Here is a 21,970-nt window from a genome sequence, read left to right on the forward strand (position 1 = left end):
GCGCAACTTCCGGGATAGTGCTGCCTCCCGCCCGCTGGAGGCAGCACTATCCCTGATGTTGCGCGGATCTTCCTCGTCGATCTCGGCCCTCCGCGCCAAGATCGCGCTCGATCCTGGATGTAGTGGCATCCCAGGTCGCCGAGGCCACTACATCCTGGATCGAGCGCGATCTTGCGAGGGGCGCGTCGCGCGAGCGGCGCCCGGCGCGGAGCACGAGCGGCGCCCGGCGCGGAGCACGAGCGGCGCGGCGCGGAGCAGGGCGGGGGCGGGGACGGGGACGGGACGGTTAGCGGATCACTCGGCCGCGCAGGATCGTGCGGGACGGAGCCCGGACGACGCGTAGGTCGCGGCGGGGATCCTCGGGGTAGACGGTCAGGTCGGCGAGGCCGCCCTCGACCAGGCCGGGGAAGCCGAGCCAGTCCCGGGCACGCCAGGAGGCGGCGGCGAGCACGTCGAGCGGTGCCATGCCGGCTTGCTCGTGCAGCAGCAGCATCTCGTCGGCGGCGAGCCCGTGGTCGATGCCACCGCCTGCGTCGGTGCCCACGTAGATCGGTACGCCCGCCTCGTGCGCCGCGCGCACCACCTCGGGGAAGCGGTCGCGCAACGAGAGCATGTGCTCGGCGTACCCGGGGAACTTGGCCCGCGCCTGCTCGGCGATGCCTCCGAAGGTGGCAATGTTGATCATTGTGGGGACCAGGGCGGTGCCCTGGCGGGCCATCTCGTCGATCAGGTCGAGGCTGAGCCCGGTGCCGTGCTCTACCGAGTCGACCCCGGCCCGCACCATGATCTCGACCGCCGACTCGGAGAAGGTGTGCACCGCGGCCCGTACCCCGGCGTCGTGCGCGGCCCGCACGGCGGCGGTGAGGGTGTCCGCGTCCCAGGACGGCGCCAGGTCGCCCACGCCACGGTCGATCCAGTCGCCGACCAGCTTGACCCAGCCGTTGCCGGCCCGTGCCTGCGCGGCCACCGTGGCGGCGACCTCGGCCGCACCGACCTCCACGCCGATGTCGCGCAGGTAGCGCTTCGGCGGCGCGACGTGCCGGCCGGCGCGGGCCAGTCGCGGCAGGTCCGGCTCGTCGTCGAGGTCGGGGTACGGGTACGGCGAACCGGCGTCGCGGATCGCCAGCACCCCGGCGTCCCGGTCGACGTGGGCCAACTCGCGGGCCTGGTCGAGCGAGGTGATCGGTGCGCCACCTCGGGCGATGCCGATGTGGCAGTGCGCGTCAACGAGCCCCGGCAGGACGAAGCCGCCGTCGACCACGGTCTCCGCCTCGGGCACCGGGGTGAAGGTCACCCGGTCGCCGACCAGCCAGAGATCCCGGACCTCGTCGTCGGGGAGCAGCACACCACGCACGTGAAGAGCCATGCGCACAGTCCTACCCGATCACCTCGGGGTCCGCGACGCCGCCACCGACACGCGTCAGCGGGGGCGGTTGTCGCCGCCCTTGCCGAGCTTGTTGAAGTCGATCTTTGGAAGCTTGAAGCCGGGCGGCAGGCCCTGGCCACCGGCGAGGTCGTTCGGGTCCATCCCCGGCGGGAGCTGCGGCATGCCACCCGGGAGGCCGCCCGGAAGGCCGGCACCGGTACGCGGCCGACCGCCACCCTTGGTGCCCTTGCGCTTGTTCTTCGGCGACTTGGTCGCCTTGCGCCGGCCGCCGCCGGGCAGGCCCATCATGCCGCCCATCTGCTTCATCATCTTCTGCGCGTCGGCGAAGCGGTTGAGCAGCTGGTTGACGTCCATCACGGTGACCCCGGAGCCGTTGGCGATACGCGCCCGGCGGGAGCCGTTGATGATCTTCGGGTTGGTCCGCTCGCCCGGGGTCATCGACCGGATGATCGCGGTGACCCGGTCGAAGTGGCTGTCGTCCAGCTCGGCGAGCTGGTCCTTCATCTGCCCCATGCCGGGCATCATGGCCAGCACGTTGGCGATCGGGCCCATCCGCCGCACCGCGATGAGCTGGTCGAGGAAGTCGTCCAGGGTGAACTGCTCACCGCCCATCAGCTTGGCGGTCATCTTCTCCTTCTGATCGGAGTCGAAGGCCTGCTCGGCCTGCTCGATCAGAGTGAGGACGTCGCCCATGCCGAGGATCCGGCTGGCCATCCGGTCGGGGTGGAAGACGTCGAAGTCCTCCAACTTCTCGCCGGTGGAGGCGAACAGGATCGGCTGCCCGGTGACCTCGCGCACCGACAGCGCGGCGCCACCGCGGGCGTCGCCGTCGAGCTTGGAGAGCACCACACCGGTGATGCCGACGCCGTCACGGAACGCCTCGGCGGTGCGGACGGCGTCCTGACCGACCATCGCGTCGATGACGAAGATGACCTCGTCCGGCGAGACGGCGTCGCGGATGTCGGCGGCCTGCTGCATCATCTCGGCGTCGATGCCGAGCCGGCCGGCGGTGTCGACGATGACGATGTCGCGGGCGGCACGCTTCGCGTGCTCGATCGACGCGCGCGCCACCTGCACCGGGTCACCGGTGCCGTTGCCGGGCTCCGGGGCGTACACCTCGACGCCGGCCCGACCACCGAGCACCTGGAGCTGCCCGACGGCATTGGGACGCTGGAGGTCGGCGGCGACGAGCAGCGGCTGGTGCCCCTGGCCCTTGAGCCAGCGGGCCAACTTGCCGGCCAGGGTCGTCTTACCGGAACCCTGGAGGCCGGCCAGCATGATCACGGTGGGCGGCTGCTTGGCGAACTGGAGTCGCCGGCCCTCACCGCCGAGCACGTTGATCAGCTCTTCGTTGACGATCTTGATGATCTGCTGGGCCGGGTTCAGCGCCTGCGAGACCTCGGCGCTGCGGGCGCGCTCCTTGACGGCCGCGATGAAGCCCTTGACCACCGGCAGCGCAACGTCCGCCTCCAGCAGCGCGAGGCGGATCTCGCGCGCGGTGGCGTCGATGTCGGCGTCGGTGAGCCGCCCCTTGCCGCGGAGCTTGGTGAAGATCCCGGACAGGCGGTCACTCAAGGTGTCAAACACGCGAACATCCCGTTTGTCAGTGTTCCGGCGGGCACAACGCGGCCGGCAGTGCGGAGTCCGGCCACCGCTAGGGTAGCCGCCCGGCCGCGGGGCCGCTGTCGCCCGGCCCGGCCCTCACCCCGAGACCAACCCCGACTGGTACGCGAAGACGACGAGCTGGGCCCGATCCCGGGCTCCCAGCTTGCCCATCGCCCGGCTGACGTGGGTCCGCGCGGTCGCCGGGCTGACCACCAACCGGGCGGCGATCTCCTCGTTGTTCAGCCCCTCACCGACCAGGCCGACCACCTGGCGCTCCCGGTCGGTGAGCGTGTCCAGCCGGGGGTGCGGACGGGGCACCCGCGACGGTCGGGTGGCGAACTCCCGCACCACCCGCCGGGTCACCGACGGCGACAGCAACGCCTCCCCCTCGGCCACCAGCCGGATCGCGCGCAGCAACTCGGCCGGCCGGGTGTCCTTGGTGAGGAACCCGCTCGCACCCTGCCGCAGGGCGTCGAAGACGTACTCGTCCAACTCGAAGGTGGTGAGCACCACCACCCGCGTACCCGTCAGGTCGGGGTCGGCGACGATGCGGCGGGTCGCCTCGATGCCGTCGATGCCGGGCATCCGGATGTCCATCAGCACCACGTCCGGCCGTTCCCGCCGGGCCAGCTCCACCGCCCGCAGGCCGTCGGCCGCCTCGCCGGCCAGCGCCAGGTCGTCCTCGCTCTCCACCAGCGCGCGCAGCCCGAGCCGGACCAGGTCCTGGTCGTCGGCGATCAGCACCCGGATCACGTCGCGGGCTCCACGGGCAGCCCGGCGTACACCCGGAACCCGCCCCCGGCGCGCGGCCCGGTGGTCAACCGTCCGCCCAGCGCCGCGACCCGCTCCCGCATCCCGGCCAGACCGTGACCGCCCTCGTCGTCGACCGGAGCAGCCCCGGCGCGGCCCGTCCCCACCCCCCGGTCGGTGACCTCGACGGTCACCTCGTCCGCGCGGTAGCCCACGGTCACCTCCGCGCTCGCCACCCCCGCGTGCCGCAGCACGTTGGTCAACGCCTCCTGCACCACCCGGTACGCGGCCAGGTCCACCGCGGCGGGCAACTCCCGGGGGTCACCGACCACGCGTACCTCGACGGCGAGCCCGGCCCCGGCGAGCCGCTCGCGCAACGCCGGGAGGCGGGCCAGGCCGGGTACCGGCTCACGCTCCGCGCCCCGCCGCACCGCGCCGAGGGTGACCCGCAGTTCGTCCAGGGCCTCCCGGCTGGTCCGGCTGATCGCGGTCAGGGCCACCTCCGCCTGCTCCGGCCGCTTCGGCAGCAGGTGCAGGGCGATCTCCGCCTGCATGCTGATCGCGGCGAGCCCGTGCCCCACCACGTCGTGCACCTCCTGCGCGATGCGCAGCCGCTCCTCGTCGGCCTGCCGTCGCGCCTGTTCGACACGGCTGCGGGCCTCTTCGGCACGGGTGCGCGCGGTCGCCTCACGACTCACCCGCACCACCACCCCCACCGCGAACGGTACGACCACCCAGGCCGACGCGGGCAACACTCCCGCCCAACCGGGGGCCGGGCCCCGACCGAAGAAGACGTGCGCCAACAACAGCGCGAACGCGGCACCGGTGGCGAGCGCCGCCGGACGCACCGGCAGCCACACCGCCACGGTGTACACCGCGATCAGGAACGTGAGCAGGATCGGCCCGTACGGGTAGCCGATCACCAGGTACGTCGAGGTGGCCACGGTGACCACGGCGAGGGTGACGACCGGAGTGCGGCGCCGGACCACCAGGGCGAGCGCGGCGACGGCGAGCAGCACCCGGCAGGTGGTGTCGACCGGCGTGGACCCCGGCTGATTGTCGCCGGCCAGACCGGTGGCGAGCAGCCCGAACCCGAGCAGCACCAGGGCGAGCGCGGCGTCCGCCGCCGTGTCCCGCCGCCCGTGCCGACCACTCTGCCGCATGCCGTCATTCTGCCCGCGCCGACGCTCCCCGACGTGCGTCCACGAGCGGCACCGCTCCTACGTCCCGCGACGTACCCGGCCTTGCCGTCGGCGAGGGCGAGGCGGTCCCGCTGTCACCCTCGGGGCTGAGCACCACCGGCGCACGCTGACGGCGGAGAGAGCAGCCGGCAGCCGGTGGCGGATGCCCCCGTGAGCGTGATGACTGTGCGGCATATTGATGCCGCACAGTCATCAGGCCCACAACGGAGACGGCTTCGCCCCGGCACGCGCCGGGCCCGTCGACGCGCGCGGGCCCTGCCGCTCGGGACCGCAACCGCAACCGCAACCGCAACCGCAACTGCAACTCCTGGAGGATCCGAAGCACATCCCGGGGTCAGACGGCGGCGAGGACCGCGGCCTCCAGGCGGGCCCGGGTGGCGTCGTCGGGCCATCCGCCGACCAGGTAGAAGGCGTCCACCACGTCGGCGCCGAGGGTGGAGATCCGGGCCGCGCGGACCAGGGCGCCGGCCTCGTCGAGCGCGCACGTCACCCGGTAGAGCAGTCCGGCGGCGTCGGCGGCGCGCAGTTCCAGCAGCACGGCGTCGGTGGCCGCCTCGCGGTGCCAGACCACCCGGGGAGCCGCGCCGCCGCCACGGCTGGCGAGGGCACGGCCGCGTAGCCGCTGGGTGACCGACACGTCGCCGGCTACGGCCCGGCGCAGGTCAGCGCGAAGTGGCACCGGGTCCGGCGGTAGGCCGTAGCGGGGTTGCACCCGGCACTCGACCAGAGCGCGGCCGTCAACCGCCGAGGCGTCCGCGGAGATCACTTCCAGTCGGTGCAGCGCCAGGCAGCCGGCCACCGTGGCGAGCAGACCACGCCGGTCGGCCGCCGCCACCGCCACCCGGTCCCCGGTGAGGTGGACGACCGGCAGCGGCCCGGCCAGCAGCGCCGGGTCCGGGGCCGGCGGCTCGGGCAGGACGCCGGTGTCCAGCGCGGTACGGACCCGCGCGACCAGCTCGGCGACCAGCCGCCCCTTCCAGTCCGACCAGGCCGCCGGCCCGGTCGCCGCCGCGTCCGCGCGCACCAGCGCGTGCAGCAGATCGAGCGTGCCGGTGTCACCGACGGCCTCCGCCACCGAGGCGATGGTGACCGGGTCGGCCAGGTCCCGGCGGGTGGCCACGTCGGGCAGCAGCAGGTGCAGCCGCACCAGTGTGCCGATCAGCTCGGTCTCGGCGGCGGGCAGACCGATCCGGGTCGCCACCGCCTCGGCGAGTGGCACCCCGACGGTGCTGTGGTCACCGGGGAGGCCCTTGCCGATGTCGTGCAGCAGCGCACCGAGCAGCAGCAGGTCGGGGCGTTCCACCTCGCGGGTGTGCCGGCTGGCCTCGTGAGCGGTCTGCACCAGGTGCCGGTCCAGGGTGTAGCGGTGCACCGGGTTGTGCTGGGGCAGGCTGCGCAGCCGGGTCCACTCCGGCAGCCAACCGTCGACCAGCCCGTACCGGTCGCACGTCTCCCAGGCCGGCACCAGGCCGGCACCGGCGCCGAGCAGGGTGGTCAGCGCGGCCCGGGCCTCGGCCGGCCAGGGAGCGGGCAGCGGTGGGCAGTACGCCGCCAGCCACTCGCAGGTGGCTCGGGCGATCGGCAGCCGGGTGGCGGCCGCCGCGGCGGCGATCCGCAGCGACAGGCTCGGGTCGGGGCGCGCTCCGATCGCCGTCCGCGCGAGCACCAGCTCACCGTCGTGTTCGACGACGTCGCGGGCCACCGGACGGCGCGCGGGGCGACCGTTTCCGCCTCGGGACCGGCCGGAGCGCAGCCGGTCGGCGGCCCGGAAGGCGTCGTCCAGGGCGTGGCTGACCGTACGGGCGTCCCCGGCGACCCGGCGCAGCAGCGCGTCGCCGTCCTCCAGGCCCAGCAGTGTGGCCACGCCGTCGCGTTCCTGGGCGACGAGCCGGTCGACCCGGCGGCCGACCTGCTCGTGCAGGGCGTCACGGGTGTCCAGCAGGCGCAGGTGGGCGGCGCGCACGGCGGGGCGCAGCGCGTCGGTGATGCCGGCGGCGGAGATCGCGCGCAGCAACCCCACGTCGCGCAGCCCGCCGGCGGCCTCCTTGAGGTCGCCCTCCAGCAGGAAGGCGAGTTCGCCGTGTGCCTGCCAGCGTGCGTCGGTGACCTCCCGCAGACCGGTCAGGTGCCGCACGGCGGTACGCCGCCAGTGGTCGGCGGCGGTGCGGATCAGTGAGTCGGCCAGCGCCCGGTCGCCGACCACCAGCCGGGCGTCGAGCAGCCCGAGAGCGACCTTGACGTCGTCCTGGGCGACGGACAGCGCCTCGGAGACGGTGCGTACCGAGTGGTCGAGTCGCAGGCCGGCGTCCCAGATCGGGTACCACAGCGAGGCGGCCAGCTCGTCCGTGCCGGGCACCCCGGCGTGCAGCAGGACGAGGTCGAGGTCGCCGTACGGTGCGCACTGCCGCCGCCCCAACCCGCCGACGGCGAGCAACGCCACCCCGTCGCGCGCCGGCAGCAGCCCGCGCAGAAAGGTGTCGTACGCGGCTGCCCGCCCCCGCCGAGCGGCCTCCCCGATCCCCCCGCGTACGCCGACGACCTCGTTGATCAAGAGGTTCGCGTCACCGTCACCGGTGTGCCCGGACGCGTTCCCGTTGATCAACGAGGTCATGTCGGTCGTGGCCGGATCAGAGAGCGTCGAGGCCGCGCTCGCCGGTACGCACCCGGACGACCTCCTCGACACCGGTGACCCAAACCTTGCCGTCGCCGATCTTGCCCGTACGGGCGGCGCCGACGATGGCGTCCACCACCTTGTCCACGTCGATCTCGTCGGTGAGCACCTCGACCCGGATCTTGGGCAGGAACTCGACCGTGTACTCGGCACCCCGGTAGACCTCGGTGTGCCCCTTCTGCCGCCCGTACCCCTGCACCTCGCTGACGGTCAGCCCGGCCACCCCGAGGGCGTGCAGGGCCTCCTTCACCGCGTCCAGTTGGTACGGCTTGATGACCGCGGTCACCAGCTTCATGTCCAACCCCTCCATCCCAGGAACGTTAACCGGCGACCTTTTCGCTGACCGGCTCGGCGGGCTCCGCCTCCGGCTTGGCGGCGCTCGTGGTGCCGCCACCGGGGGTGCCGATGCCGGCCATCGCGAACGCGCTGCCCGTGCCGCCGCCCGCCGGGGACAGGTCGTAGCTGCTCTCGGCGTGCTCGGCGATGTCGATGCCCTCGACCTCGGCCTCGCCCTTGACGCGGAAGCCGATGGTCTTCTCGATGACGAAGGCGAGCACCCAGGCGATGCCGAACGACCACGCGGTGACGATCAGGCCGGCGAGGGCCTGCCGCCCGAGCTGGGTCGCGCCGCCGCCGTAGAAGAGGCCGTCCGAGGCGCCCACCACGTCGGAGATCGCGGCGTTGACCGAGTTGGTGGCGAAGAGACCGAGCCAGAGCGACCCGATCCAGCCGCCGACGAAGTGCACGCCGACCACGTCGAGGGAGTCGTCGTAGCCGAGCCGGTACTTGAGGCTGACGGCGAGCGCGCAGACCGCACCGGCGATGATGCCGAGCAGGACGGACGCCCACGGGGCGATGAAGCCACAGGCCGGGGTGATGGCGACCAGGCCGGCGATGGCGCCGGACGAGGCACCGACCATCGTCGGCTTACGGTCCTTGATCCACTCGACCGCGATCCAGCCGAGCACCGCCGCCGCCGTGGCGAGCTGCGTGTTGATGAAGGCGAGACCGGCGACCGAGTCGACGGTCAGCTCCGAGCCGGCGTTGAACCCGAACCACCCGAACCACAGCAGACCGGCACCGAGCGCGACGAGCGGGATGTTGTGCGGCTTCATGCCCTCACGTGGCCAGCCGAGTCGCTTGCCGAGCACCAGAGCCACGGCCAGGGCCGCCGCACCGGCGTTGATGTGCACCGCGGTGCCACCGGCGAAGTCCAGTGCGTGGATGTCGGCGCCGATGATGCCGCCGCCCCACACCCAGTGCGCGACCGGGAAGTAGACCAGGGTGGCCCAGCCGAACGCGAAGAGCAGCCAACCGGCGAACTTGGCCCGGTCGGCGATGGCACCGCTGATCAGCGCGACGGTGATCACCGCGAAGACCATCTGGAAGGCCATGAACACGTAGAGCGGAATCCCGATGCCGCTGGGGTTCTCCGCCGTGGCACCCCACAGGTCGGTCTCGGCGAGGAAGGTCTTGGTGCCGAGGTATGCGCCCGGGTCGCCCCAGAAGCCGTTCACGTCGGTCCCGAAGGCGACGCTGAAGCCGTAGAACCACCACAGAATAGAGATGAGCCCGATGGCGGAGAAGCTCATCATCATCATGTTGAGTACGCCCTTGGCCCGGTTGAGGCCGCCGTAGAACAGCGCCAGTCCGGGGGTCATGAGCAGCACGAGCGCGGTCGAAACCAGCAGCCACGTGGTATTGGCGCCGTCGATCGTCGGTGCTTCAGGCACGCTGGCCTCCTAAAGGTGAAGTCCTCCTTCGCGGCTTTCCGGGGCAGCGTCGCCCGTAGGCCGGTTGCGCGGAAGCTTCGCGGCCGGCTGTTTCACCCAGGGTCCCGTGCTGGTTTCCGTTTGGTGACGGGTTGTTTCGTACGTGTCACGAATTCCGCACAGTACGCGGCATGGACGGTGGTGGATCGCCCGGACGGCGGGCGTCGATGGCTGACCGGCCAGGCCCATCGGCAGGCCCGCTTGCCGGGACCGCCCGAGCATCGACCGGTCACCGCTCAGCGGAGGGCGTTCTCCAGGGCGTGCCGCTCGTAGTCGAGCAGCCGCAGGTCGCGCATCGGCCGGCGCAGGTGCCCCTTGTGCACGATCCGGACGAACGCCGGCTCACCGGCCGCGGCCATCCGGCGGATCCCCTCGACGTGGTCCACGATCCGCTTGCGGATGGTCCGGATCAGCCGGTGCCGGTCCCGAGGGATCAGCCCGTACGCGTCGGCGAAGAGGCGCAACCGGCGCGGCCGGTCCGGACGCTTCCAGCCCAGCGTGATCGAATCCCGGTCCGCGAAGATCGGCACCCACGTCCAGGCCGCGTACGCCACGTCGTAGATCCGGGCGCCGGGCGACGCGAGGTCGAAGTCGATCAGCCCCAGCGTGCCGTCCGGACGCCAGATCACGTTGTGCGGCGCGGCGTCGTGGTGGCAGATCACCTCGGTGTCCGGCGGCGGCGGCCCGAACGAGCGCCAGACCGCTCCCGGCGGCGGCGTGAAGCCGTACTGGGCGTCGTGGAACATCCGCAGCATGGTGGCGACGGTCACCAGCGCCTCGTCGGTCACCCAGTGCGGGGCGAGCGGGTACTCCCCGCACTCCCCCTCCAGGTACGACAGCACCTCGCGGTTGCGCTCGTCCATACCGAGCGCCCGGGGCGCCCCGGTGAACCCGACGTACTCCAGGTGACGCAGCAGGGCGTGCACGGACGGGGTCCACGGTCCGGCGTTGCGACGGACCGTGTCCCCCACGCGGACGACGGTGCTCACGTTGCCGCCGTGCAGCGGGATCTCCTGCGAAGTCACGTACGGTCTCCCGAGGCGCTGCGAGGGGTGGCCGGGGTCACGCCAGCCCGCGTACGCGCGATCGTCAGTGGTCACCCGAGACTACGCGTCCCGTCCGGTGGCCTCGGTCCCCAGCAACGCGTCAACGAACTGCGCGGGGTCGAACGGGGCCAGATCGTCCTTGCCTTCGCCGAGGCCGACGAGCTTCACCGGGATGCCGAGCTTGCGCTGCACGGCGATCACGATGCCGCCCTTGGCGGTGCCGTCGAGCTTGGTCAGCACCACGCCGGTCACGTTGACCACCTCGGTGAAGACCCGCGCCTGCTCCAGGCCGTTCTGCCCGGTGGTGGCGTCGAGGATGAGCAGTGTCTCGTCGATCGGACCCTGCTTCTCCACCACGCGCTTGACCTTGCCCAGCTCGTCCATCAGGCCGACCTTGTTCTGCAGGCGGCCGGCGGTGTCGATGAGCACGGTGTCCACGCCGGTGTCGATGCCGCGCTTGACCGCGTCGAACGCGACGCTGGCCGGGTCGGCGGCCTCCGGGCCACGGACGGTCTCCGCGCCGACGCGCGATCCCCAGGTCTCCAGCTGGTCGGCGGCGGCGGCCCGGAAGGTGTCGGCGGCGCCGAGCAGTACGGTGCGGCCGTCGGCCACCAGCACCCGGGCGATCTTGCCGCAGGTGGTGGTCTTGCCGGCACCGTTGACGCCGACGACCAGGACCACCGCGGGGACGCCGTCCTTCGGGGCGGTCCGCAGCGAGCGGTCCAGGGTCGGGTCGAGCGCGTTGACCAGCTCGGCGGCGAGCAGCGCGCGCAGCTCGGAGGCCGAGCGGGTGCCCAGCACCCGGGTCCGCTCGCGGAGCCGGTCGACGATGTCGCGGGTGGCGTCGACGCCGACGTCGGCGGTGATCAGGCTGTCCTCGATCTCCTCCCAGACGTCCTCGTCGAGGTGGTCGCGGGCGAGCAGGCCGAGCAGGCCCTTGCCGAAGACGTTCTGCGAGCGGGACAGCCGCGAGCGGAGCCGGACGAGCCGCCCGGCGGTCGGCTCGGGCACCTCCACGGTCGGCGCGGGCGCCTCGAGCACCGGCGGCGGTTCGACCAGGACACCGGTGGACAGATCGGACTCGGGTGCCTCGACCGGTGGGCCGGCGAGATCCTCTTCGGCCCGGGTGTCGACCTCGGTGCGTGGCAGCGGAGGCTCGGGCCGCCGCCGCAGACGCGGCACGACCAGCCCGACTGTGCCGGCGATCAGCACACCGAGCAGGACCAGAGCGAGGACGAGATATTCGGCCATGCCGGAATCCTGTCAGATGCCGGCGGCGGCGTCCCAGCCACCGCACCCCGAGCGATGCCCGGGATCGCAGCCGACCGCCGGCCGGGCGACGCCCGGGATCGCAGCCAACCGCCGGCCGGGCGACGCCCGGGGTCTCAGCCACCGCACGCGGCCGGTGCGGGGAACCGGCGGTAGGCTCGGCCGCATGCCCGCCGCACACCTTCTCATCGGCCCACTCCTGCGGCGAGTGGTGGACACCCGGGCGACGATCTGGGTGGAGACGGCGGCGCCCGCCGTGGTCACCGTCCGCACCGCCGACGGGGCCACCGGCACCGCACCCACCTTCTCTGCGTACGACCACCACTACGCGTTGGTCGTGGTGGAGGGGCTCACCCCGGACAGCGCGACCACCTACGAGGTGCTGGTCGACGACGAGGTGGTCTGGCCGGTGCCGAGCAGCGGCTTCCCGCCGAGCGTGATCCGCACCCGGGCCGCCGACGACCGGGACCAGCCGGTCAATCTGATCTTCGGCTCGTGCCGGGAGACCACCCAGCACGCCACCACCCGCAAGCTGCCGCCGGACGCGCTCGACGCGTACGCCCGGCGGTTGATGGCCGACCCGGAGTCCAACCCGCTGCCCGACCTGCTGGTGCTGCTCGGTGACCAGGTCTACGCCGACGTCACCTCGCCCACGGTGCGCCGGCTGCTGCGCCGGCGCCGGCGGCGGCCCAAGGGTGCCCCGGCCGACCAGGTGGTGAGCTTCGACGAGTACACCAAGCTCTACCTGGAGTCGTGGCGCGATCCGGAGATCCGTTGGTTGCTGTCCACCGTGCCGAGCGTGATGATCTTCGACGATCATGAGATCATCGACGACTGGAACACCTCGGCGGCGTGGCGTGCCGAGATGCGCGAGCAGCCGTGGTGGCCGGAGCGGATCGGCAGCGGGCTGGCCTCGTACTGGGTCTACCAGCATCTGGGCAACCTGTCCCCCGACGAGATCGCCGCCGACCCGGTCTTCGCGAAGGTCGCCGCCGCCGAGGACGCGACCGGCGTACTGCGCGAGTTCGGGCACCGGGTGGATCAGGAGTCCGACCTGGCGCACGACACGGAGCGTTGGCGCGCCGTGCAGTACCAGTGGAGTTACGCACTGGACCTGGGACGCACCCGGCTGGTCATGCTGGACAACCGGTGCAGCCGGGTGCTCGACGCGGGCAGCCGGGCGATGCTGCCGCCGGGTGAGTGGTCCTGGTTCCTCGACCAGGCGCACGGGATCTACGACCACCTGGTGGTCGGCGCTTCGCTGCCGTGGCTGCTGCCGCAGGGCATCCACCACATCGAGGCATGGAACGAGAAGTTGGCGGACTCGCGCCGGCCGTGGGTGGCGCGCGGGGCGGAGAAGCTGCGCCGCGCACTGGACCTGGAGCACTGGGCCGCGTTCCGGCGCTCCTTCGAGGCGATGGCGGAGACGTTCGCCCGGATCGGCACCGGCACCCCGAGGGAGTCCGGCGCACGGGTGGGCGCCGGTCCGGCGTACGCCCCGCCGGCGTCGATCAGCGTGCTCTCCGGGGACGTGCACCACTCGTACGTGGCGCGGGCTCGGTTCGCCGACCCGGCGGTGGTCACTCCCGTACACCAGCTCACCTGCTCGCCGATCCACAACCAGGTGCCGGCCGGCATCCGTCCGTTGATGCGGCTGGGCTGGTCGGCCGGGCCGGCCGGGGCGACCCGGGCGTTGGCCCGCTCGGCGGGTGTCCGCCGCCCGGGGGTGCGCTGGCGCAAGCTGGCCGGCCCCTACTTCGGCAACGCGGTCGCCACGCTGACCCATCAGGGGCGGGGTGCTGACGTGACCATCGAGGGCACCACGAAGGACGGTCTGCTACGCCCGGTGATGCGACGCCGACTCTCGGGCGGCGGCGGGTCGACCGCGCCGTAGTCTCTAGGCCGTGGATGAGCACCTGCCGGAGCCGATCCGGGCGGTCGAGCACGAGTTGACCGCTCTGCTGCGTCGTGGCCGGGCGGTCTCCTGGGAGATCGCCCGCGAGGTGCACCCGAACCTCGAACCGAACACCTACGGGCTGCTGCTCTGGTTGCGGCGTAGTGGGTCGATCCGGTTGACCGAGTTGGCGGCGCGGCTCGGCGTGGGCAAGGGCACGCTGAGCCGGCAGATCAACGCGCTGGAGGCGCTCGGGCTGGTCCACCGCGACCCCGACCCGAGCGACCGGCGGGCCGCGCAGATCAGTCTCACCGAGGAGGGGCAGCACCGGTTCGACGTGGCCCGCGCCGCGCGGCTGGGTGAGTTCCTGCGGGCCCTGGACGGCTGGCCGGAGCGGGATGTCGAGGAGTTCGCCCGGCTGTTGGGTCGGTTCAACGACTCCTGGCAGTAGCGCCGCGCGGCGGGGAATACGGTGCCGGTCCCACAAGTTGTTGCTTCAGGCAACCAAGGCTCGGTTGCTTCGGGCAACTCCCAGGCGGCCCACGCGTACCAGGTCAACCGCCGTTCCACCTCGACTCCGCTCGGAGGCAACAACGATGACCCAGGCGACAGCGCCCACCCAGGCGACCGCCGTCACCATGACCCACCGGCAGATCCTGGAGGCACTCTCCGGCCTGCTGCTGGGCCTGTTCGTCGCGATCCTCTCCTCCACGGTCATCTCGAACGCGCTGCCGCGGATCATCACCGAACTGCACGGCGGCCAGTCCGCGTACACCTGGGTGGTCACCTCGGCCCTGCTCGCGACCACCGCGACCACCCCCATCTGGGGCAAGCTCGCCGACCTGACCAGCAAGAAGACCCTGGTCCAGCTCGCCCTGGGGATCTATGTCCTGGGCTCGGTGCTGGCCGGCCTCGCGCAGGGCACCGGTGAGCTGATCGCCTGCCGGGTGGTCCAGGGCATCGGCGCGGGCGGCCTCACCGCACTGGCCCAGGTGATCATGGCCACGATGATCGCCCCGCGCGAGCGGGGTCGCTACAGCGGCTACCTCGGTGCCGTGATGGCCGTCGGCACCATCGGCGGCCCGCTGATCGGCGGCGTGATCGTGGACACCTCCTGGCTCGGCTGGCGCTGGTGCTTCTACGTCGGCGTGCCGTTCGCCATCGTCGCGCTGATCGTGTTGCAGAAGACGCTGCACCTGCCCGTGACCAAGCGTAAGGCGGAGATCGACTGGTGGGGTGCCACCCTGATCACCGCGGCCGTCTCGGTGCTGCTGATCTGGGTCTCGCTCGCCGGCGACCAGTTCGCCTGGGCGTCCTGGCAGACCGCCGTCATGGTGCTCGGCGCGCTGGTCCTCGGCGCGCTGGCGATCCGGGTGGAGACCCGGGCCGCCGAGCCGATGATCCCACCGCGACTGTTCCGCAACCGCACCATCAGCCTCGCCGTCGTCGCCAGCATCGCGGTCGGTGTCGGCATGTTCGGCGCGTCGATCTTCCTCGGCCAGTACTTCCAGATCAGCCGCGGCCAGACCCCGACCATGTCCGGCCTCATGACCCTGCCGATGATCCTCGGCCTGCTCGTCGCCTCGACGGTGGGCGGACGGATCATCACCAGGACCGGCCGTTGGAAGCGTTTCCTCGTGGCCGGCTCGGTGCTGCTCACCATCGGCTTCGCCCTCATGGGCACGCTGCGCGCGGACACCAGCTTCACCCTGCTCAGCGTCTACATGGTGCTGATCGGCGTCGGCCTGGGCCTGACCATGCAGAACCTCGTCCTCGCCGTGCAGAACACCGTCGGCCCGCACGAGCTCGGCGCGGCCAGTTCGGTGGTGGCGTTCTTCCGCAGCCTGGGCGGCGCGATCGGCGTCTCCGCCCTCGGCGCGGTGCTGGCCCACAAGGTCAAGGACTACACCGCCGACGGGCTGGCCCAGCTCGGCATCCCGGCGTCCAGCTCCGGCAGCGGCGGCACCCTGCCCGACGTGCACACCCTGCCCGGCCCGCTGCGGGTCGTGGTGGAGAGCGCGTACGGCCACGGCGCCGGTGACATCTTCCTGGCCGCCGCTCCCTTCGCGCTGCTCGCCCTGATCGCGGTGACCTTCATCAAGGAGGTGCCGCTGCGCCAGCACAACGGCAACCCGGTTTCCGACGAGGTCGAGCGGGAATCGACCCTCGCAGCCGGTGCCGGAGCAGCCGTCGTCCGTACCGGCGAGCAGAGGTGAGGTAGAGCGATGAGCGTGGGAGCACCGGACCGCGAGGAGTACGGCCCCCGGACCCGCCCGCTGCCCTTCGAACGCGGCACGGACGGCCCGCGGGTGATCATGGTGGGCGTGGACGGCACCCGTACCTCCGAGCGGGCCGGCTCCTACGCCGCCGGGATGGCTCGCCGGCAGGGAGCCGCCCTGGTGGTCGTCTTCGTCAGTTCGGCGAGCGGGCTCACCGCCCTGGTGCCCGGGATGGACGCCGGCGCGGTCCAGCGCACCCACGACGAGTTGGCCGACGAGCTGCGCCGGGAGTGCCGCCGTGGGGCCGAGCAGTGGGGCATTCCGGTGACCCTGCTGGTCCGGCGCGGCGACGCGTACGGCGAGTTGTGCGCGGCGGCCGACGAGTTCCAGGCCGACATGGTGGTGGTGGGCGCCTCCGAGCAGGCCGGTCACCGGCTGGTCGGCTCGGTGGCGACCCGCCTGGTCCGCACCGGCCGCTGGCCCGTCGTGGTGGTGCCCTGACAAGAATCTCGGTCGCGCTTGTCGTACCCGGGTCGCAGGATGGCCCGATGACGACGTGGAGAGCACCTGAGATCGACCGCAGAGACGAGCCCCTGGTCGCCGACGAGCGCGCGATGCTGGAGGGCTGGCTCGACTACCACCGCGACACCCTGCTGCACAAGTGCGCCGGCCTGACCGCCGAGCAACTGCGGACGGCGAGCGTCGAGCCGTCCGACCTGAGCCTTCTCGGGCTCGTCCTGCACATGACCGAGGTCGAGCGGTCCTGGTTCCGCCAGCGCTTCGCCGGCCAGGACCTGCCCGACCTCTTCGACTACGACACCGACAACGACGCCGAATTCCACGCCGCGGCCGAGGCGGACGCGGAGGCCGCCTTCGCCACCTTCCGGGCCGAGGTCGACGCGGCCCGCGCGGCGACCGAGGGGCGATCCCTGGACGAGACGTTCACGCTGACCCGCGGCGACGGCGCCGCCCGCACCTTCAGCCTGCGCTGGGTGTACGTGCACATGATCGAGGAGTACGCCCGACACAACGGCCACGCCGACCTGATCCGGGAACGCGTCGACGGCGTCACCGGCGACTGACCGGCGCTCAGTAGCTGAGGGCGGCCCGCAGGTAGCGCAGATCGGCGTGGCCGCCCCAGCGGTGCGCCGACAGGCCTGCGGAGCGGGCGCCCCGCACGGCCCAGTCCTCGTCGTCGACGAAGAGCACCCGCGCCCCAGGGGTGGCCAGCGCCTGGCAGGCGGCCTGGAAGTACTCCGGGGCCGGCTTGTGCACCCCCAGCGTCGAGGAGTTGACCACCACGTCCACCTCGTCGGCGAGGCCGAGTGCGGCCAGGTCGGCGTCGAGCAGGTCGGTGGCGTTGGTGGCCAGGCCGACCCTGATCCCGGCGGCGCGTACCTCCCGGACGAAGTCGAGCACCTCGGTGTCCACCTCGCCCCGGTAGCGCTGCCACTGCTCGACCGCCGCCCGGGCCCGGTCCGGGCCGCCCGCCGGCTCAGCGAGGGCGTCGGCCACGCTGCTCACCCACTCGGCGTGGCTGACCTGGCCGGTGAGCACCGGCTGGAGCCGGCCCCACTGCATGGCGATCTCGGTGAGCACCCCGTCGGCGAGGCCGTACTCCCGCTCCACCCCGGCGGCGACCGCCGGGTCGAACCGGCGCAGGACGCCGTCCAGATCCAGCAGGAGCGCCGTCGCGCGTTCCCGAGCCACTACCCGTTCTCCTCGCCGCGGCCGCGCCGCTGGTCGTCCTCGTCGGCCCGGTTGAGCCGTTGGCTGATCACCTGGGTGACCCCGCTGCGCATGGTCACCCCGTAGAGCGCGTCAGCGATCTCCATCGTCCGCTTCTGGTGCGTGATGACGATCAGCTGACTCTTCTCCCGCAACTGTGCCAGCAACGTGATCAGCCGGCCCAGGTTCACGTCGTCCAGGGCCGCCTCCACCTCGTCCATGATGTAGAACGGGCTGGGTCGGGCGCGGAAGATCGCCACCAGCATGGCCACCGCGGTCAGCGACCGCTCGCCGCCGGAGAGCAGCGACAGCCGCTTGATCTTCTTGCCCGGCGGTCGGGCCTCCACCTCGACGCCGGTGGTGAGCAGGTCGTCGGGGTCGGTGAGGATCAGCCGGCCCTCGCCGCCGGGGAACAGCACGGTGAACACCTGCTCGAACTCCCGGGCGGTGTCGGCGAACGCGCTGGCGAACACCTCCAGGATCCGCTCGTCGACGTCCTTGACGACGGTGAGCAGGTCCCGCCGGGTGGCCTTCAGGTCTTCCAACTGCTCGGAGAGGAACTTGAAGCGCTCCTCCAGCGCGGCGAACTCCTCCAACGCGAGCGGGTTCACCTTGCCGAGCAGGGCCAGTTCACGTTCGGCCTTGGCGGCCCGCTTCTCCTGCACCGGCCGCTCGTAGCGGACCGGCTCGGGCACCGGCAGCCCGTCGCGTTCGGCCGCCGCGACGTCGACCTGAGTGGGCGGGACCGGCTGGTTGGGGCCGTACTCGGCGACCAGCGTCTCCACGTCCAGCCCGAAGTCCTCGGCGGCCTTCGCCTCCAGCTGCTCGATGCGCAGGCGCTGCTCGGCACGGGCCACCTCGTCGCGGTGTACCTGGCTGGTCAGCCGCTCCAGCTCCGCGCCGAGTCGCTTGGCTGCCCCGCGTACCTCCTGAAGCTCGGCCTCGCGGCCGGCGCGTTCCCGGGCGACCGCGTCGCGGTGCTCCTCGGCCGCCGCGATCGACGTGGTGAGCCGGGTGAGGGCCTCCCGGGCGCCGCCCGCGACGGCCCGGGCGATGCCCGCACCCCGGGTGCGCGCGGCCCGCCGGGCCGCGGCGCGCTCCCGCGCGGCCCGCTCGGCGGTGGCCTGCCGGGCCAGCGAGTCGGCCCGGCCGGCGATCGAGGAGACACGCTCCTCGGCGGTACGCACGGCGAGCCGGACCTCCATCTCGTTCTGCCGGGCCTGCGGCACCATGGCGGCGAGCTGGTCCCGTTCCTCGGTGGAGGGCTCGGCGTCGACCGGGGTCTCCTCGGCCAGCCGCAGCCGCTCCTCCAGCTCGTCGAGCGTGCTGAGGTCCCGTTGCCGGGCCGCCTCGGCGCGGGAGCGGGACTCGCCGAGCCGGTCGGTCTCGGCCTTCGCCGATCGGGCCGCCGCGCCCAGCTCGGCGAGCCGGCGGGCAGCGGCGTTGCGGTGGCTCTCGGCCTCGCGCTTCTCGGCGGCGGCGTGCTGCACGGTCTCCTTGGCGGCGGCCACCTCGGCGCGCGCCTCGACGAGCTGGTCGCGCAGGTCCGCGCCGGCCCGCTCGGCGGCCAGGCGGTTGGTGCGGGCCTCCTCGACGGCCGCCTGCACCTCGATGTAGCTGGGCGCCTTGGCCGACCCGCCGGCCGCCGCGTACGCCCCGACCACGTCACCGTCGGGGGTGACCGCGCGCAGCTCGGGGTTTCCGGCGACCAGCTCCGCCGCGGCGGCCAGATCGTCGACGAGTGCCACGTCGCGCAACGCCCGGTGCACGGCCGGGCGCAACTCGGCCGAGCACTCCACGAGGTCGGGTGCCCAGCGGGCGCCGTCGGGCAGCTTCGGACGCAGCGCGTCGGCGGAGCCGGTCATGCCGGGCCCGGCCGGGCTGCCGACCAGCAGACCGGCCCGGCCGGCGTCGGAGATCTTCAGTAGCCGCATCGCCTCGACGGCCTCGTCCACCCCGCTGACGGCGACCGCGTCGGCGAGGCCGCCGAGCGCGGCGGCCAGCGCGGCCTCGTTGCCCGGAGCGACGGTGAGCAGCCCGGCGAGGCTGCCGAGCAGGCCGGGTACGTCGCCGGCGCGGGCGAGCAGCGCGCCCGCCCCGTCCTTGCGGCGCAGGCCCAGGGCGAGTGCCTCCTCGCGGGCCTTCCAGGTGGCGGCGTCCTTCTCCGCCGCCCGCTCGGCGTCGGCCAGCGATCGGACGCCTGCCTGCGCCCGTTCCTGCTCGGCGACGGCCTCGGCGTGCCGCGCGTCCAGGTCGGCGTTGTCCCGGTCCGCCTCGGTGGACTGTGCGGCCACCGCGTCCAGGTCGGCCTGCGCCTGCTCGGCACGGGTCAACGCGTCGGCGTGCGCGACGGCGAGCCGTTCGATCTCCTCGCCAGCGCTGGTGGTCCGCGCCCGGGCCGAGTTGACCTGGCCGGTGAGCCGGGCCATCCCCTCGCGCCGGTCGGCGATGGCCTTGGCGGCGGCGACCAGTTCCCGTTCGGCGGCGGCGAGCTGCCGTTCCAGCTCCTGGCGGTGCTCCACCGCCTCGGCCAGCCGGATCTGGTCGTCGGTGAGCGCCGCGCGCAGGTCCTCCTCCTGCTCGCGGACCCGCTCCGCCTCGGCCTCCAGCTGCTCCGGGTCGCGGCCGGGCCGCTCGTCGTCGCCGCTGGCGCTGAGGTGCCGCAGCCGCTCCCGGGCCAACTGCTCGATGGAGCGGAAGCGTTCCTGCAGCGCGGACAGCTTGTACCAGGTGTCCTGGGCGGCGGCGAGCAGCGGGGCGTCCTCGGCGAGGGCCGTCTCCAGCTCACCGAGCCGGCCCTGCACCTCGACGTGTTCACCCTCGATCTGCTCGCGCCGCTCCCGCAGCGCGGTCTCGTCGGCGATCTCCCGGTCCAGGGTGGTCCGCAGGGTCGCCAGGTCGTCGGCGAGCAGTCGCAGGCGGGCGTCGCGCAGGTTCGCCTGGATGGCGGCCGCCCGGCGGGCCACCTCCGCCTGCCGGCCCAACGGCTTGAGCTGGCGGCGCAGCTCCGCGGTGAGGTCGGTGAGCCGGTTGAGGTTGGTCTGCATCGCGTCGAGCTTGCGCAGCGCCTTTTCCTTGCGCTTGCGGTGCTTGAGGACGCCGGCCGCCTCCTCGATGAACGAGCGGCGGTCCTCCGGCTTGGCGTGCAGCATGCCGTCAAGGCGGCCCTGACCGACGATGATGTGCATCTCCCGGCCGATGCCGGAGTCGGACAGCAGCTCCTGGATGTCGAGCAGCCGGCACGAGTTTCCGTTGATCTCGTACTCGCTCTCGCCGGAGCGGAACATCCGGCGGGTGATGGAGACCTCGGTGTACTCGATGGGCAGCGCGCCGTCGGTGTTGTCGATGGTGAGGGTGACCTCGGCGCGGCCCAGCGGCGCGCGGCCGGCGGTGCCGGCGAAGATGACGTCCTCCATCTTGCCGCCGCGCAGCGCCTTGGCGCCCTGCTCGCCGAGCACCCAGGCGATGGCGTCGACGACGTTGGACTTGCCGGAGCCGTTCGGGCCCACCACGCAGGTGATCCCGGGCTCCAGCTTCAACGTCGTGGCGGAGGCGAAGGACTTGAAGCCCTTCACCGTCAGGCTCTTGAGATACACCTTCTCGATCCTCGTCCGGTGGCCGCCGTACCGTCGCCGGCTGCGCGGACCTGGGTGAACCCGCAGACTAACCCGGTGGCGCGAGTGGGCCGGCACGCGACCCGCCCCGGAGGGCGTCGGTCGAGGGCACGGGATGCGTTCCGACGGTCACGCGGAAAGGCAAGCCTCTTTCATGATCGGATTGTCGGTCGGCCCGTTTCTCGGAAAGTGCCGACGCGTTTCCGATGCGACCCAGTGCAAGATCAGAAATCGTCGGCCGCGAAACAGAGCCGGACAGCGTTGCGCGCCGGCACGTGACGTGTCGGCGCGCTTTTCTGCGATGGTGCGATTCAGTTTTCCGACCCGAAGATCAGGTCAACGCCGGTTCGGCCAGACGGAGCAGGTCGTCCGCCTCCGCCGCAGCCGCCGCGAGCCGATCATTGTCGGCACGCAGACGCGTGATCTCGAACTCCAGTGCCTGAACCCTGGCACGCAGTCGGGTGACCTCGTCGAGCAGACGCCGGTCGGGCGCTGCACCTACGTGGCCGTAGAGGGCCTTCGCCATGCTGACTCCTTGATATGCGCTGCCGGAAAGGCCGGCCAACGCGCGCCCATTTGTACGCGGCTGTCATTCCAGGCTGTATCTGGGCATGACCGGGCGCGACTGGCGACACCTATATATTGAGCCGCAAATCCCTCCTTCGTCAAGTTCTCGCAGGCCGTAGATCATCTCCACGTCGACCTGTCCACTTGTCGGGGGGCTGCCTTCTCGGCACGGACACTCTCTGTCCGGACGCCTTTACTGTACGCCCGGATCCGGGGAAGTCAGCACCTTGGCGTCCGACTTCCCCT

Annotated in this window: 17 protein-coding genes; 5 read left to right on the forward strand and 12 right to left on the reverse strand. The window is 72.5% G+C overall.

Going from position 1 to position 21,970, the window contains the following annotated elements:
* Positions 1-286 precede the first annotated feature (286 nt).
* From O7620_RS16920 to ftsY, 9 genes are all read right to left on the reverse strand, one after another.
* Positions 287-1,366 (reverse strand): amidohydrolase family protein, encoded by a 1,080-nt coding sequence (locus tag O7620_RS16920; protein WP_278123747.1) that lies wholly within the window; start codon positions 1,364-1,366, stop codon positions 287-289.
* A 54-nt stretch (positions 1,367-1,420) separates the two neighbouring features.
* Positions 1,421-2,974, reverse strand: coding sequence for a signal recognition particle protein (ffh, locus tag O7620_RS16925; RefSeq protein ID WP_151493268.1), 1,554 nt, complete (start codon positions 2,972-2,974; stop codon positions 1,421-1,423).
* A 114-nt stretch (positions 2,975-3,088) separates the two neighbouring features.
* Positions 3,089-3,745, reverse strand: coding sequence for a response regulator transcription factor (locus tag O7620_RS16930; RefSeq protein ID WP_278123748.1), 657 nt, complete (start codon positions 3,743-3,745; stop codon positions 3,089-3,091).
* A complete protein-coding gene (locus tag O7620_RS16935) occupies positions 3,742-4,905 on the reverse strand; it encodes a sensor histidine kinase (protein WP_278123749.1) in 1,164 nt (387 codons plus the stop codon). Before O7620_RS16935 ends, O7620_RS16930 begins: the two co-directional genes overlap by 4 nt.
* 373 nt (positions 4,906-5,278) lie before the next feature.
* Positions 5,279-7,555, reverse strand: coding sequence for a [protein-PII] uridylyltransferase (locus O7620_RS16940; protein WP_278123750.1), 2,277 nt, complete (start codon positions 7,553-7,555; stop codon positions 5,279-5,281).
* A 16-nt stretch (positions 7,556-7,571) separates the two neighbouring features.
* Positions 7,572-7,910 carry a P-II family nitrogen regulator gene (locus tag O7620_RS16945; protein ID WP_172862163.1) on the reverse strand — a complete coding sequence of 113 codons (339 nt, stop codon included), beginning with the start codon at positions 7,908-7,910 and terminating at the stop codon, positions 7,572-7,574.
* Positions 7,911-7,935: 25 nt separating this feature from the next.
* The gene (locus O7620_RS16950; RefSeq protein ID WP_151490814.1) at positions 7,936-9,348 is read right to left on the reverse strand and encodes an ammonium transporter; all 1,413 of its coding nucleotides are present in this window, start codon (positions 9,346-9,348) and stop codon (positions 7,936-7,938) included.
* Between the two features lie 275 nt (positions 9,349-9,623).
* Positions 9,624-10,487 carry an aminoglycoside phosphotransferase family protein gene (locus tag O7620_RS16955; RefSeq protein ID WP_192580334.1) on the reverse strand — a complete coding sequence of 288 codons (864 nt, stop codon included), beginning with the start codon at positions 10,485-10,487 and terminating at the stop codon, positions 9,624-9,626.
* 6 nt (positions 10,488-10,493) lie between these two features.
* Positions 10,494-11,684 carry a signal recognition particle-docking protein FtsY gene (gene ftsY, locus O7620_RS16960; RefSeq protein ID WP_151490815.1) on the reverse strand — a complete coding sequence of 397 codons (1,191 nt, stop codon included), beginning with the start codon at positions 11,682-11,684 and terminating at the stop codon, positions 10,494-10,496.
* Between the two features lie 184 nt (positions 11,685-11,868).
* Here ftsY and O7620_RS16965 point away from each other — a divergent pair, with 184 nt between their 5' ends.
* From O7620_RS16965 to O7620_RS16985, 5 genes are all read left to right on the forward strand, one after another.
* Positions 11,869-13,596, forward strand: a complete 1,728-nt coding sequence (locus O7620_RS16965) for an alkaline phosphatase D family protein (protein ID WP_278123751.1) — start codon at positions 11,869-11,871, stop codon at positions 13,594-13,596.
* Positions 13,597-13,606: 10 nt separating this feature from the next.
* On the forward strand, positions 13,607-14,047 hold the full coding sequence (locus O7620_RS16970; protein ID WP_278123752.1) for a MarR family transcriptional regulator: 441 nt from the start codon (positions 13,607-13,609) through the stop codon (positions 14,045-14,047).
* A gap of 145 nt (positions 14,048-14,192) precedes the next feature.
* On the forward strand, positions 14,193-15,812 hold the full coding sequence (locus O7620_RS16975; protein ID WP_278123753.1) for an MDR family MFS transporter: 1,620 nt from the start codon (positions 14,193-14,195) through the stop codon (positions 15,810-15,812).
* Positions 15,813-15,821: 9 nt separating this feature from the next.
* The gene (locus O7620_RS16980) at positions 15,822-16,316 is read left to right on the forward strand and encodes a universal stress protein (RefSeq protein WP_192580335.1); all 495 of its coding nucleotides are present in this window, start codon (positions 15,822-15,824) and stop codon (positions 16,314-16,316) included.
* A 47-nt stretch (positions 16,317-16,363) separates the two neighbouring features.
* Complete coding sequence (locus O7620_RS16985) at positions 16,364-16,897, forward strand: DinB family protein (protein ID WP_151490818.1); 534 nt, start codon at positions 16,364-16,366, stop codon at positions 16,895-16,897.
* Positions 16,898-16,904: 7 nt separating this feature from the next.
* On the opposite strand, the gene O7620_RS16990 is transcribed toward O7620_RS16985, so the two are convergent.
* The 3 genes from O7620_RS16990 to O7620_RS17000 form a co-directional block, all read right to left on the reverse strand.
* Complete coding sequence (locus O7620_RS16990) at positions 16,905-17,525, reverse strand: HAD-IA family hydrolase (RefSeq protein WP_278123754.1); 621 nt, start codon at positions 17,523-17,525, stop codon at positions 16,905-16,907.
* Positions 17,525-21,139, reverse strand: coding sequence for a chromosome segregation protein SMC (gene smc, locus O7620_RS16995; RefSeq protein ID WP_278123755.1), 3,615 nt, complete (start codon positions 21,137-21,139; stop codon positions 17,525-17,527). Before smc ends, O7620_RS16990 begins: the two co-directional genes overlap by 1 nt.
* Positions 21,140-21,488: 349 nt before the next feature.
* The gene (locus tag O7620_RS17000) at positions 21,489-21,683 is read right to left on the reverse strand and encodes a hypothetical protein (RefSeq protein ID WP_007456482.1); all 195 of its coding nucleotides are present in this window, start codon (positions 21,681-21,683) and stop codon (positions 21,489-21,491) included.
* Positions 21,684-21,970 lie beyond the last annotated feature (287 nt).

Source organism: Micromonospora sp. WMMD710, assembly GCF_029626045.1.
Classification (GTDB): Bacteria; Actinomycetota; Actinomycetes; order Mycobacteriales; family Micromonosporaceae; genus Micromonospora.